Consider the following 11717-nt stretch of genomic DNA (forward strand, 5'->3'; position numbering starts at 1 on the left):
TTCTCGACCGTGGCGCCGTGGATGGCGCACAGCAGAGCACCGCCGAGGATGCCGGCCACTCCCATCATGTGGAAGGGATTGAGCGTCCAGTTGTGGAAGCCCTGCAGGAAGAGCAGGAAGCGGAAGATTGCCGCCACACCAAAGGAGGGAGCAAAGAACCAGCTGCTCTGGCCGAGGGGGTACATCAGGAAAACACTGACGAAGACCGCAATCGGGCCAGAAAAGGCGATGGCGTTGTAAGGACGGATTCCCACTAGACGGGCAATCTCGAACTGACGCAGCATGAAGCCGATCAGGGCGAAGGCACCGTGCAGGGCAACAAAGGGCCAGAGGCCACCGAGCTGACACCAGCGCACGAAGTCGCCTTGGGCTTCTGGGCCCCAAAGCAACAGCAAGCTGTGGCCCATGGCATCAGCAGGGGTGCTGACAGCAGCGGTGAGGAAGTTGCAGCCCTCTAGGTAGGAGCTGGCAATGCCGTGGGTGTACCAGGAAGTGACAAAGGTGGTGCCGGTGAGCCAGCCACCCAGAGCCAAATAGGCCGTGGGGAACAGGAGCAGACCAGACCACCCCACAAATACGAAGCGGTCGCGCTTGAGCCAGTCATCGAGGACGTCGAACCATCCCCGTGCTGCTGGCGCGCGCCCTACAGCGATCGTCATGATGATGAAACGGTGCGGGAAACCCGCGGAGGCTGTGGGATTACCGGGTGATCGTAACAACGCTGAAGCGGATCGTGAGACCGGTTGAAACGGGCTGACATGGCTTCCTTTCGCTGGGCTTTCGCAGCGGTTTTCTGACTGTCTTTTGCTTCACTTCTGAGCGCTTGGTCTCGATCCGCCCAGCTCCCCCGCCGACCGGTCAGGATGGCGCCATTCCTTGCTCCAGGTCATGGCCTCCCCCCAGGCTCCTGCCCCCCTGCTTGAGCTGCCGGTGCTGGGCTCACGGCGCCTTTCCAATGTGTTGGTTGCCCTGGTGGTGACCACGGGCGGGATCGGCTTCCTGCTCACCAGTGTCTCCAGTTATCTCGGCATCGATCTGCTGCCGATCGGCCACCCCGCCGAGCTGGCTTGGCTGCCCCAGGGTTTGGTGATGGGGCTCTACGGGCTGGCCGCCATGGCGCTGTGTGCCTACCTCTGGGTTGTGATCGGCATCGACGTTGGCGCCGGTAGCAACCGCTTTGATCGGGTTGCTGGAACAGCCACAATCAGTCGCCGCGGCTTTCGCCAGGCGATCACAGTGGATATCCCTTTACGGGAGATTCAGGCTGTGAAGGTGGAGGTGCGTGATGGCCTTAATCCCCGGCGTCGCCTGGCCCTCAAGGTGCAGGGCAGGCGGGATATGCCCTTGACCAGAGTTGGCGAGCCCATGCCCTTGGCCGATCTGGAGTTGTCTGGCGCCCAGCTTGCCCGCTTTTTGGGCGTGCCGCTGGAGGGAGTTTGATGACAACCAATTGGTGGAGTAGGTGGCTCCTAGGCGGATTGTTGTTGCTAGCGCCCCTTTCTCTGGTTGCCTGTGCGGCAGATGGTGGCAGCAGTCCTATGGGCTGCAGCTCAGCCAGTACCCCCTGTCTTAGCGGCACTGCCACTGTCTCCCTGCAGACTGATAAGGGCGAGGTGCAGCTGCAGCTCGATGGAGCGGCGGCACCACTGACGGCCGGCAATTTTGTTGATCTCGTTAAGCGCGGCGTATACAATGACACCTCCTTTCATCGGGTGGTGCGCGAGCCCGTTCCTTTCGTGGTTCAGGGTGGAGACCCCACCAGTACTGATCCAAAAGTCCCAGCCAGCCAGCACGGCTTGGGCAGTTTCGTGGATCCAGCCACGGGAGTACCCCGTCTGATTCCCCTGGAGATCAAGCGCAGCGACGAAGCAGAGCCTCGCTACGGCGAGCCGGTAACTGCCCCTGGCACTACGCGCCAACTGGCCTTAGCCCACCAACGCGGAGCAGTTGCCATGGCCCGCTCCGCCGATCCCAACTCCGCCAGCGCCCAGTTCTACGTGGCCCTGCAGGCTTTGCCTGAACTGGATGGCCGTTACGCCGTCTTCGGCAGGGTGAGTAAGGGCATGGAGGTGGTCGACCAGATCCGCCAGGGCGACAAGATCGTTAAGGCCACGCTGGTGTCGGGCGGAACTTTGGTGCAGGGCAAGCCTTAGGCGGGTACCCGCTTGCTGGAGGCGGTGACCTTGAGGAAGGCGGTGTTTACGCCCGAAGCCCGCTCCAAAGCCACCTTGCCGGTGCGGGCGATTTCCAGGATGCCGTAGCCCTCCATTACCTGTTCGAGGGCAACGAGCTTGCCAGGGTCGCCCACCACCTCCAGGGTCAGGGCGTCATCGGCTACGTCGACCACATTGGCGCGAAACACTTGCACCAGATCAAGGATGGCGCTGCGGGTTTCGGCAGGGGCCGACACCTTCAGCAGCATCAATTCCCTCTCCACCGCAGGTATGTGGGATAGATCAATCACCCCCAGCACGTTGACCAGCTTGTCGAGCTGCTTTGTCATCTGCTCGAGGGTGTGATCGTCACCTGCGACCACCATGGTGAGCCTGGAAATGCCAGCCTTTTCAGCGGGACCCACCGCCAGGCTTTCAATGTTGAAGCCGCGGCGGGCGAATAGGCCGGAGATGCGGCTGAGGGCACCAGATTCGTCTTCCACCAACACCGAAAGGGTGTGTTTCATCTCCTGAGGGATCCGCGGCGGTGGCTGCATGCCAAGTTACCGTCCTGGCCCAGCAAGGGTCTCGGCGCCTGGCAATTGACCAAGCCATTGAAGTAGGGCGGAGTTAAAGGCGTCGGCATGTTCGTCATGGGGACAGTGGCCACTGCCAGGCAGCACCGTTAGGGGTAGCTCGGGCCGCAGTCGCCGCACCTGCTGGGCCACCTGAACGGGCACCAGTCGGTCGCGCTGCCCCCAGATCAACAGCAGGGGACGGCCCAGTCTGCGCAGCAGGGCTGGGGCAGTGGCCCCGTGGGGACGCAGGGCCATGGCGATGCTCATCGCCCGCAGGGCCCGCACCGCTCCAGGCCGTCGGGCTGGCCTGGCAATCAGCCGGTGCAGGTCCCTGTCGCCGATCACCGCTTCGCTGTAGGCCGACTGAATGCCTAAATCCAGCAGGGGCGAGTGGGCAATCAGGGGCACCAGTAGCTCCAGGGGCAGCAGCCGGCAGAGCAGGGTCACGAGCCAGCGCTGCAGCCGGCGTTGCCAGGGCCGCCGGCGGGGTGGGCTGCCGCTGTCCGCCAGCAGCAAGGTTGGGTCGGGTAGGGGGGCTGCCACGACGGCTCGCACCAGCTGGGGAAAAAACACGGCGCAGCTGAGGGCCACCAGGCCGCCGAGGGAATGGCCTACCAGCACGGCGGGCCCCTGCACCACCTGCTCGAGAAAGGCCTGCAGCTGCCTGGCCCAGAGGCGGTTGTCCAGCCGCAGGCACGGCTGGCTTGAGGCGCCGAAGCCAATTAAATCAATGCCATACACCCGCCAGCCGGCTGCAGCCAGCACCGCAGCGTTGCGGCGCCAGTGGCCGCTGCCGGCGGCGAAGCCATGCACAAGTAGAAGGGCCGGGGCATTTTCTTCCCCCAGCACCCGCCAGTGGCAGCGCTCACCTCGCCAGAGCCAATCGGCGTGTATGCCCCACTCCGCCCCTGAGCTGCAGTCCGCCGCGGGTGGAGGTGCAGGCTGGACTGTTGCAGCCACGGTTGATCTCCTGAGCCAGCACACCGACCCTCACTATTGCGAAGGAAGGGCTCGCCTGTTGCCCGGCGCCGGTTTTTTTAGGCCGGAGTCGCGTCCTTCCCGGGATCTGGGGGTGCTGCTCGCCCGCACGCTGGCGGCCCGCGGCCCCTTGCGGGTGCTCGATGTCATGGCCGGCTGCGGCATCCGGGCCTTGCGCTATGGCCTGGAGGCTGGAGCCGAGGCGGTGTGGGCTAACGACGCTGATCCGGATCGGCTGCCTTTGCTGCATGAAAACCTGGAATCTCTGTCGGGTTTGCGTTGCAGCGCCCTCACTGCCCAGCACCTGCTGGCGGCTTGCCTGCAGCGCCAGGAGCGTTTTGATCTCCTAGATCTGGATGGCTTTGGCTGCCCCACGGCCCTGCTGCCGCTTGCTCTGGAGGCGGTGTCCTTCGGCGGTGTGCTTTACCTAGCCAGCACCGATGGCCGCTCCCCCACCGGCCACGACCGCCCTGCTGCGATTCGGCTGCTGGGGGCGGCGGCCCGGGCCCATCCCGCCAGCTGGGAGCTGGCCCTGCGCCTGCAACTTGGCAGCGTGGCTCGAGCGGCCTGGGCGCTGGGCCGCGGTGTCGAGCCCCTATTTAGCTTCAGTGAGGGGCGCACCTTTCGCAGCGCGGTGCGCCTGCGCCGCAGCAGCGAGCCAGGGGAGGAGCAGCACCTAGGCATGCTGGCCCACTGCCATGGCTGCGGCGATCAGCAGGTGCAGCCATTGATTCGCTTGCGTCAGTGGCAGCCCTGTTATTGCCCTGCCGGCGAGATTGCGCCACTGGCGATCAGCGGTCCTCTCTGGATCGGCCCGCTGCAGGAGCCTGAGCTGCTGGCTGAAATGCAGGCGTTCGCTGAGGTTGATCCAGGGGCAAGTCTCAGTGCGGAGGGGGCTCGCCTGCTTGCCCGTCTGCTTGCTGATGGGGGACTACCGGCCCGCTGCTGGCCGCTGGCGGAAATCGCGCGCCGCCTCAAAGGGGGGCCGCCACCGCTGCTCAGCTTGGTGGCGGCCCTGCGGGCGGGGGGCTGGTCGGCCCAGGTCAGTGGGGTGATGCCAGGTCAGCTGCGCAGCGAGGCAACCTGGGGTGAGATCCTGCAGACCGCCGCTCAGTTGGTTGGAATGGCCACTGGCACTGCTAAATAGGAAAGACTTCCACTCACTTCGCCATGGCTGCTGAAATTTTCGGTACCGCAGCTTTGTTTTGGATACTGATCCCCGTTGGTCTTGCCGGCGGTGCTCTGTTGTTGAAGCTGGCCGACAAAGACTGAGCCCCATAGGCCAGTTAGATCCCCCCTGCCCCCGGCTCGACCCGTCGGACACCTAGGCTCGGGCCCGCTTGAAGGTTGCTAATGCAGGTTTTGGTGGTTGGCGGAACGGGCACCCTGGGCCGGCAAGTTGCCCGCCGTGCCCTCGATGCAGGCCATCAGGTGCGCTGCATGGTGCGCTCCCCCCGTAAGGCCGCTTTCCTGCAGGAATGGGGCTGCGAGCTCACCCGCGGCGACCTGCTCGAGCCGGAAAGCCTCGCCTATGCCCTGGAAGCTCAGGACGCAGTAATAGATGCGGCTACCGCCCGCGCCACGGATTCCGCAAGCGCCTACGACATCGACTGGAAAGGCAACCAGAATTTATTCGCCGCCTGCCAGGCCGCTTCGCTGAAGCGTTTGGTGTTTGTGTCCCTGCTAGATGCGCACCAGCACCGCGACGTGCCCTTGATGGACATCAAGGCCTGCGCCGAAGACTGGCTGATGGCCTCGGATTTTGATTACACAATCCTGCGCGGAGTTGCCTTCATGCAGGGGGTTATCAGTCAGTTTGCGATTCCCGTGCTGGAAAGCCAGACGGTTTGGGTGAGTGGCTCGCCCACCCCAATCGCCTACATGAACACCCAGGACATGGCCCGCTTTGCCGTAGCGGCTCTGGAGCGAGACCAAACCATTCGCCAAGCTTTTCCAGTGGTGGGTCCCCGGGCCTGGACCACCAGCGAAATCACCCAGCTCTGTGAGCGGTTCACGGGTAAAGAAGCCCGCACTTTTCGGGTGCCGCCTGCCTTGCTGGGCTTGATGCGCTCTGTGACCGGCTTCTTTGAGGCCAGCCTCAACGTGGCCGAGCGGCTGGCTTTTGAAGCGGTCACTGGTGGGGGCTCAGCTCTTGATGCACCAATGGAGGCCAGCTACGAGGCCTTCGGGCTAGATCCGGCTGAAACCACCGGCCTGGAGGCCTACCTCAAGGAGTACTACGACACGATCCTGCGCCGCCTGCGCGAGATGGAGACTGACCTCGATAAGGAAGCCAAAAAGAAATTGCCCTTCTAAGCCCTGGCACCAGAGACCGCGACCGCCAGTTCACCTGTACTATTAGTTCGTTGCATGGGAGTGTGAATGTCGGTTGCCCAGATCAAAAATTTGCAGCGCCGCTTGGCCAACCTTGAGGCTGAGGCCACCGAAGAGCTCAATCGGGCCTGCGGCCACGAGCTATGGCAAACCCTGGGCTTCGATGCCTTCGATGGTCTCGATGATGCTGACCGGCGGGCTCGTGCCAACTACTACTACGGCCAGTTGCAGAGCGTGCGGGAGCTCAAGGACGTGCTCGGCTAAGCCGCCCTATCCGCCCCCTGCGCCCCGCCCTGATTTCCCGCCGCCGGCCCGGCCGCCCCGACCAGGTGAGATTTTTTCTATGGCCCGCGAAGGCTTAAGCAGCTGCTCGAGGCGCTGGCTTTCGGCTCCGTCCACCTCGCGCCATTGCCCCGCTGCCAGACCATTGAGCTCGAGCGGGGCAGCTCCGTCCATCAGGTCGATGGCGACCCGCAGCAGCCTCAGGGTGGGCAGGTTTACGGCGGCCGTCATGCGACGCACCTGACGGTTGCGGCCTTCCTGCAGCTCCAGTTGCAGCCAGCTGGTGGGAATGGCGGCCCGCTGACGGATCGGCGGGGTGCGCGCTGGCAGGCCTGGATCGCTGATCGGCTGGGCTCGAGCCGGCAGAGTGCGCTGCCCCTGAATTAAGAGGCCGCTGCGCAGCAGCTCCAAGGCCTCCGGGTGGGCAGCTGCCTCTCCTTCAACCTGCACCAAATAGCGGCGCCAGTGGCCAAAGCGGGGGTCGGTGAGTCGCTGCTGCAGGCGGCCATTGCTGGTGAGTAGCAGCAATCCCTCGCTGTCGGCATCAAGCCTGCCGGCGGCATAAACCTGCGGAATCGGGATGAACTCCGCCAAACAACCCCAGTCGCAGCCGGCTTCTGGCGTGAACTGACTTAAAACCCCGTAGGGCTTATGGAAAAGAAGGGTGGTCAGCGGCCTGAGTTCAGCTGGCTTGACGGGCTTTCCAGAGGTTCACCACACCGATGGAGATCAGCAGCAGCCCCAGATCCAACGAAAGCGGCGGCAAAACCATGGTGAAGCCAAAACGGCACAGGTGAGCCAGACCCTATCGCCTGTCGGGCGGCAATTAAGCTATTTGGAACGATTGAACCTCCAGACAGCGCCCCCGCATGATCGAGACCTCCGGTGTGATTGAAAAAGAACAGGGAAACGGGTTTTACCTGGTGACCCTGGAGCAGCCGGCTGGTCACCAATGTCTCTGCCGGGCGGCAGGCAAGCTGACCAAATTCAGGATCAAGCTGCTGGCTGGCGACAAGGTGCTGGTTGAGATCAGCCCCTACGACCTCACCCGCGGCCGCATCACCTACCGTGAGCGCAATGCGGCTGCCGGTCCCCGTCCCGGCGGCAACCGCCCTGGTGGGCCTAGGAGGCGTTAAGGCGCACCTTTCGGTGCGACGGCTCCGCTGAACACAACCCCTTCTGGGGGTGGACGTCGCTAGGGGGCCAGCCTCAGGCTGGGGCCCCAAGTATGGCTTCAATCGCGGCTTTGAATTCGCTGCGCTGCTTGACGCCCTTAAAGGCCTGTTTCAGCTCCTTGTTGTGGAACAGCTGCACAGTCGGGGTGCCGGTAACACCGGCTTGGCTGGCAATTTCTTGCTCGACCTCGATGTCGATCTCCACGCCTTGGGCAGCTCCGCCCAGCTCATCGAGCACGCGCTTGAGCTGGGGCTTAAGCACGTGGCAGGGACCGCAGGTCGGTGAGGTGTAGACGACCAGCAGGGGCTTGCTGCTGTCGTGATAAAGCTTGCGCAGGGCAAACCCTCCCTTCTGCCAAAGGGCTTCCGCGTCGTAGTTGTCCGCGTCGCTGGTGGCAGTGCTCACCGGTTCGCCGACGGTGGCTGGTTCAATTGGTTCATGGCTCACCGTGACGGCTAGGTCGTGATGGGTGAGCCAGCGCTCAGCGGCCAGGGCTGCCTGGCAACCACTGCCGGCGGCGGTGATGCCCTGACGCCATTCCGCATCGGCCACGTCGCCAGCGGCGTAGACACCGGCAGCGCTGGTTTCGGGGCGGCCTGCCTGGGTGGCCAGGTACCCGTGGCTATCAACCTCCAATTGGCCTCGCACTAGGCGGGTGTTGGGGGTGTGGCCAATGGCGTAAAAGAGGCCCTTCACCGGCAGCTCCTCGCTAGCGCCGCTGCTGGGATCCCTGAGGGTGATTGCTTCGAGCCAGTCGCCACCGCTGGCATCCGCCACTTGGCGGTTCCAATGCACGGTGATGGCGGGGTTGGCGAGCACCCGATCGGCCATGGCGCCACTGGCCCGCAGCTTGTCGCCGCGCACGATCAGGTGCACCTGGCTGCCGTATTTGGTCAGATAAACGGCCTCCTCACAGGCGGAATCGCCTCCACCCACCACGGCCAGTTCGGCTTGACGAAACTGGGGCGTGGCGCCATCGCAGATCGCACAGGCGCTGATGCCCTGGCTCCAGAAGCGCTCCTCACTAGGCAGGCCTAGTCGGTTGGCACTGGCGCCGGTGGCCAGGATCACGGCCTGGGTTTCGATGGTTTGGCCTTCGGCAGTGATGCGGTAGGGGCGCTGGGAGAGGTCGATTGCCGTGGCATCGGCCTCGATCAGGCGGGTGCCCCAGCGCACGGCCTGGGCCTTCATTTTGTCCATCAGCTCCGGCCCCATGATCCCGTCGGGAAAGCCGGGAAAGTTCTCAACGTGGGTGGTGGTCATCAGCTGACCGCCGGGGATGCCACCGTCCTGGAAGCCCGTGATCAGCACGGGGCTGAGGTTGGCCCGGGCGGCATAGATGGCGGCGGTGTAGCCAGCGGGTCCCGAGCCCACGATCACCAAGTTTTCAACTGACAGGCCCGAAACCGTCATGGCTTAAGCGGATCGACTATGAGTTGAGCCTAGGGGGTCGGCGCGGCAGCCTGCTGGAGCGCCCGGGGGAGCCGGGCGGAAAAGTCTTTAGATTTGCTTTAGATTCGAGCGCAATTTGCGCCGGATTTGCATCTCAAATCGGCTCATATTTCCAAGATGCCGTCGCTGGCCTGTCGGATTCCTTGTCCGAGGTTGCGGGGCACCATCAGCACGCTCGCAGCAAGGAGTTCCGGTTGATCTTCCAAGCAGAGCAGCCATTCCCGAAATTCCTCCGTGACCGCAAAGCTTTCTTCGAAATGTTCAAGGGAATCGAGGGTGGCTCGGCGGGCCAAAGCCCAGCTGACAGCAACGGTTAGGCGGCGATTTGCTGCGGCATCCATGCTCACCTCTCCCTTGGGTCCCACCACGCTGCCGGGCCATGGACCACGCCAAGGTATTGGTTGACACAACGTCGCAAATTTGTGCGGAATTCTTGTATCGATGCTGCAGGTTTCACGCAGTTCGCTGCAGAAAACCGGGTAGCTCCGGACCCCCCATGCTGATCACCGCGCCGATGTGTTCTTGAACCGCCTGCAGCGGCATGGATCCGCCCCGGCCGCTATCCGTTGCTTCCGGCACCACGGCGGCTGATCGGGGCCGGATCAGGTAGGGCTCGCTGATCGACCAGCTGCTGGCGTAGCGAATCAGCAGAGGATCAGCCGGGGCAAATACGTAGGACGGCTCCCGCGGCACGGCCTCCAAGGCGGCGCGTTGGCCATCCATGCGCACGGCCCTGGTGATCGCCTGCACGAAGCGGCTGCGGGTGACCACCGTGGTGAGGTAGGCCACTACCCGTAGCCGTGGGGCATCAAAGCCCTCGGCGCACATATCAATACTTACTAGCCAGTCGGCCGTGCCCGTCTGGAAGGCGGCTAGGCGGGCGCTGGCCTCTGGGTCCTGCGAATGCACCAGGTGCACCCGGTCGCCCTCCTCCTCAAGCAGGCCGGTGATGCGTCTGGCGTGGGCGATGTCGCGCGCAATCACTAGGCCGGCGGCCTCGGGGTGGTGGGCCCGTACCCGCTGCAGCCGTTGACGGGCCTTGAGCAGTAGCCGCAGGGCGATGCTGCTGGCATCTCCCAGTTGAATGGCGCGGCGCAAGTTGCGGGCTCGCCAGCTCTCCCGCGCTTCAGCTGAAAGGGGCGAGGTTTCGGTGTCGGCGGAGGCCTGGGGCCTGCCATGGTCGACCCAGCCGTCCTGGAAGCGAAATTCCAAGGGGCGCACATCTCCGGCCAAAATCAACTGGCGGGGTTCCACGCTCAAATCGGGGGCGATGCGTTCGATCACCTGATCTCCCTCGCGCACTTTTACCCGTCGGGCGGCGCAGAAGGCCAGGTTGTCGGCGCGGAAAGGGGTGCCGGTGAGGCCAAGCCGCAGCCGGGCTGGAGCGGTGAGCTGGCTAAATGCGAAGCCCCAGGCCGCCGCTTCCGGTTCATCCGGATCAAGGCCCAGGTGGTGCACTTCATCGGCAATTGCCAGCCATTTCCCCAGGGCTATGCGGGGTAGGGCTGCCTCGAGGGCAAGGCGGTGCCGGGCCGTGCACTGATAACTGAGCAGCAGGCCATCCCAGTTTGAATTTGCTTCGAGGACTGATAGCCCCTGCTCCGGGTCCCACTCCAGCAGGCGCAGGTTGAGGCGCTCCGCAGCGCCCAGCCACTGACGGGCGATTGAGCTCCGGTGGCAGAAGATCAAAAAGCGATCGAGCCGCCCCTCCCGCTGCAGGGTGAGGAAGCTGAGCAGGGCCCCCAGGGTTTTGCCCGCCCCCGGCCCTGCATGGATCAGCACGTCATGGCCACCAGGCTGGTGGTTGAGCAGGCGGGCCCGCAGCAGCTGGATCAGGCGGCTCTGCCACTGCCTGGGCCGCACGGCGGTTGTTGTGGGCGGCGGGATGCCCAGGTCGAAGGAAGGAAATCCCATCACGCCATTGTGGCCAGGGCTGCAAATGGGTGATCTGGCCTATGGGCTTATGGCCCAGCGTGCCTAGTTTCAGTTCAACCTCCGGTTCCCCTGCTGTTTTCCCTATGGCGAACTCCTGCCCCGATCCGGATGCCTGGGCCTGGGCTCCCGCATTGCAGCTTTGGCATCTAAACCGCTGCTGGGCCCTTGAATGCGACATCGATCCGATGATCCTGCGGGCGCGCCAGCTGCGTCACCAGGGCGCCCTGCCGCAGGCCAGCTGCGTTGAACAAGAGCTGCTTCCCCTGTTTTGAGCTCTACCTGGTTTGGATGGGCAACTGCGCACATTTGCCGCAGTTGTGTTGCTCAGCAGCGGCGTCCCATGGAGTGGTGTAACTCAGGGGGATCAGCCCCGGCGTAGCCGGGGCTGACGGCTCGCCTCCCTCAGACATCAGCTGTGGCAATGGGTGGGCCGGTCTGTGACCCTGTTCGGAGAACTACCACCAAACCGAACACAGACCATGACCCTTACCCATAGTGGCGCCTCCGAGCTGGCCCAGCTCATGGAGGGCACCACCGCTGGCGCCCTGATTCCTGAAATCGTGCGCCGGGGCTTCCAGGAACTGCTGGAAGCCGAGGTTTCCGCTGCCATTGGAGCCACGCGCCATGAACGCTGCCCTGATGAGCGGTCCACCCACCGCAACGGCTACCGCCAGCGGCTACTCACCACCCAGGTAGGCGACATCAGTCTGGCCATCCCAAAACTGAGGCAGGGCAGCTTCTTTCCCGACTGGCTCGAGCCACGCCGCCGGGTGGACAAGGCTCTCTACGCCGTGGTGATGGAGGCCTACACCGGCGGCATCTCCACCAG

At 64.1% G+C, this 11717-nt stretch carries 16 protein-coding genes; 9 read left to right on the top strand and 7 right to left on the bottom strand.

The window, feature by feature from the left end:
- The coding region (locus AC01FP_RS13975; RefSeq protein ID WP_474481072.1) for a photosynthetic reaction center family protein at positions 1–659 on the bottom strand (659 nt) is incomplete at its 3' end.
- A gap of 229 nt (positions 660–888) precedes the next feature.
- Between AC01FP_RS13975 and AC01FP_RS13980 the strand changes: the two genes are divergently transcribed.
- Both AC01FP_RS13980 and AC01FP_RS13985 read left to right on the top strand, forming a co-directional pair.
- A complete protein-coding gene (locus AC01FP_RS13980; RefSeq protein WP_474481074.1) occupies positions 889–1440 on the top strand; it encodes a photosystem I assembly protein Ycf4 in 552 nt (183 codons plus the stop codon).
- Positions 1440–2153 (top strand): peptidylprolyl isomerase, encoded by a 714-nt coding sequence (locus tag AC01FP_RS13985; protein WP_474481076.1) that lies wholly within the window; start codon positions 1440–1442, stop codon positions 2151–2153. The genes AC01FP_RS13980 and AC01FP_RS13985 overlap by 1 nt, the downstream gene beginning before the upstream one ends.
- Here the strand turns inward: AC01FP_RS13985 and ilvN are convergent.
- Positions 2150–2680, bottom strand: coding sequence for an acetolactate synthase small subunit (gene ilvN, locus AC01FP_RS13990; protein WP_474481078.1), 531 nt, complete (start codon positions 2678–2680; stop codon positions 2150–2152). The genes AC01FP_RS13985 and ilvN overlap by 4 nt on opposite strands.
- A 36-nt stretch (positions 2681–2716) precedes the next feature.
- On the bottom strand, positions 2717–3691 hold the full coding sequence (locus AC01FP_RS13995) for an alpha/beta fold hydrolase (protein WP_474481080.1): 975 nt from the start codon (positions 3689–3691) through the stop codon (positions 2717–2719).
- Between AC01FP_RS13995 and AC01FP_RS14000 the strand changes: the two genes are divergently transcribed.
- The 4 genes from AC01FP_RS14000 (at position 3624) to AC01FP_RS14015 (ending at position 6307) form a co-directional block, all read left to right on the top strand.
- Positions 3624–4856: a class I SAM-dependent methyltransferase gene (locus tag AC01FP_RS14000; RefSeq protein WP_474481082.1), complete on the top strand. Its 1233-nt coding sequence runs from the start codon at positions 3624–3626 to the stop codon at positions 4854–4856. The two genes, AC01FP_RS13995 and AC01FP_RS14000, sit on opposite strands and share 68 nt — an antisense overlap.
- A 23-nt stretch (positions 4857–4879) precedes the next feature.
- Entirely contained in the window at positions 4880–4981 is a 102-nt protein-coding gene (gene petM / locus AC01FP_RS14005; RefSeq protein ID WP_474481083.1) for a cytochrome b6-f complex subunit PetM, read from the top strand.
- Between the two features lie 81 nt (positions 4982–5062).
- Entirely contained in the window at positions 5063–6025 is a 963-nt protein-coding gene (locus AC01FP_RS14010; protein WP_474481086.1) for an NAD(P)H-binding protein, read from the top strand.
- A gap of 66 nt (positions 6026–6091) precedes the next feature.
- Positions 6092–6307 (top strand): hypothetical protein, encoded by a 216-nt coding sequence (locus tag AC01FP_RS14015; protein WP_254936629.1) that lies wholly within the window; start codon positions 6092–6094, stop codon positions 6305–6307.
- A 6-nt stretch (positions 6308–6313) separates the two neighbouring features.
- Here the strand turns inward: AC01FP_RS14015 and AC01FP_RS14020 are convergent, their stop codons facing one another.
- Complete coding sequence (locus tag AC01FP_RS14020) at positions 6314–6997, bottom strand: pseudouridine synthase (RefSeq protein WP_474481093.1); 684 nt, start codon at positions 6995–6997, stop codon at positions 6314–6316.
- Positions 6998–7194: 197 nt separating this feature from the next.
- On the opposite strand from AC01FP_RS14020, the gene infA reads away from it, so the two are divergent.
- Positions 7195–7461 (top strand): translation initiation factor IF-1, encoded by a 267-nt coding sequence (gene infA / locus AC01FP_RS14025; RefSeq protein WP_094560946.1) that lies wholly within the window; start codon positions 7195–7197, stop codon positions 7459–7461.
- Positions 7462–7534: 73 nt separating this feature from the next.
- On the opposite strand, the gene trxB is transcribed toward infA, so the two are convergent.
- The 3 genes from trxB to AC01FP_RS14040 all read right to left on the bottom strand — a co-directional run bounded on the left by trxB (position 7535) and on the right by AC01FP_RS14040 (position 10867).
- Positions 7535–8914, bottom strand: coding sequence for a thioredoxin-disulfide reductase (gene trxB, locus AC01FP_RS14030; protein ID WP_474481087.1), 1380 nt, complete (start codon positions 8912–8914; stop codon positions 7535–7537).
- A gap of 143 nt (positions 8915–9057) precedes the next feature.
- Positions 9058–9321, bottom strand: a complete 264-nt coding sequence (locus AC01FP_RS14035) for a hypothetical protein (protein WP_474481089.1) — start codon at positions 9319–9321, stop codon at positions 9058–9060.
- 85 nt (positions 9322–9406) lie between these two features.
- The gene (locus AC01FP_RS14040; RefSeq protein WP_474481091.1) at positions 9407–10867 is read right to left on the bottom strand and encodes a DEAD/DEAH box helicase; all 1461 of its coding nucleotides are present in this window, start codon (positions 10865–10867) and stop codon (positions 9407–9409) included.
- 104 nt (positions 10868–10971) lie between these two features.
- Between AC01FP_RS14040 and AC01FP_RS14045 the strand changes: the two genes are divergently transcribed.
- Together AC01FP_RS14045 and AC01FP_RS14050 are read left to right on the top strand one after the other, a co-directional pair.
- A complete protein-coding gene (locus tag AC01FP_RS14045; RefSeq protein WP_127432044.1) occupies positions 10972–11160 on the top strand; it encodes a hypothetical protein in 189 nt (62 codons plus the stop codon).
- 249 nt (positions 11161–11409) lie between these two features.
- The coding region (locus AC01FP_RS14050; protein WP_474481094.1) for a transposase at positions 11410–11717 on the top strand (308 nt) is incomplete at its 3' end.

Source organism: Cyanobium sp. NIVA-CYA 375 (assembly GCF_056108345.1).

Bases quoted from the DNA above. Each gene is read 5' to 3' on its own strand.
- AC01FP_RS13980 (WP_474481074.1), top strand. From the start codon at position 889: ATGGCCTCCCCCCAGGCTCCTGCCCCCCTGCTTGAGCTGCCGGTGCTG.
- AC01FP_RS13985 (WP_474481076.1), top strand. From the start codon at position 1,440: ATGACAACCAATTGGTGGAGTAGGTGGCTCCTAGGCGGATTGTTGTTG.
- ilvN (WP_474481078.1), bottom strand. From the start codon at position 2,680: ATGAAACACACCCTTTCGGTGTTGGTGGAAGACGAATCTGGTGCCCTC.
- AC01FP_RS14000 (WP_474481082.1), top strand. From the start codon at position 3,624: ATGCCCCACTCCGCCCCTGAGCTGCAGTCCGCCGCGGGTGGAGGTGCA.
- petM (WP_474481083.1), top strand. From the start codon at position 4,880: ATGGCTGCTGAAATTTTCGGTACCGCAGCTTTGTTTTGGATACTGATC.
- AC01FP_RS14010 (WP_474481086.1), top strand. From the start codon at position 5,063: ATGCAGGTTTTGGTGGTTGGCGGAACGGGCACCCTGGGCCGGCAAGTT.
- AC01FP_RS14015 (WP_254936629.1), top strand. From the start codon at position 6,092: ATGTCGGTTGCCCAGATCAAAAATTTGCAGCGCCGCTTGGCCAACCTT.
- infA (WP_094560946.1), top strand. From the start codon at position 7,195: ATGATCGAGACCTCCGGTGTGATTGAAAAAGAACAGGGAAACGGGTTT.
- trxB (WP_474481087.1), bottom strand. From the start codon at position 8,914: ATGACGGTTTCGGGCCTGTCAGTTGAAAACTTGGTGATCGTGGGCTCG.
- AC01FP_RS14040 (WP_474481091.1), bottom strand. From the start codon at position 10,867: ATGGGATTTCCTTCCTTCGACCTGGGCATCCCGCCGCCCACAACAACC.
- AC01FP_RS14045 (WP_127432044.1), top strand. From the start codon at position 10,972: ATGGCGAACTCCTGCCCCGATCCGGATGCCTGGGCCTGGGCTCCCGCA.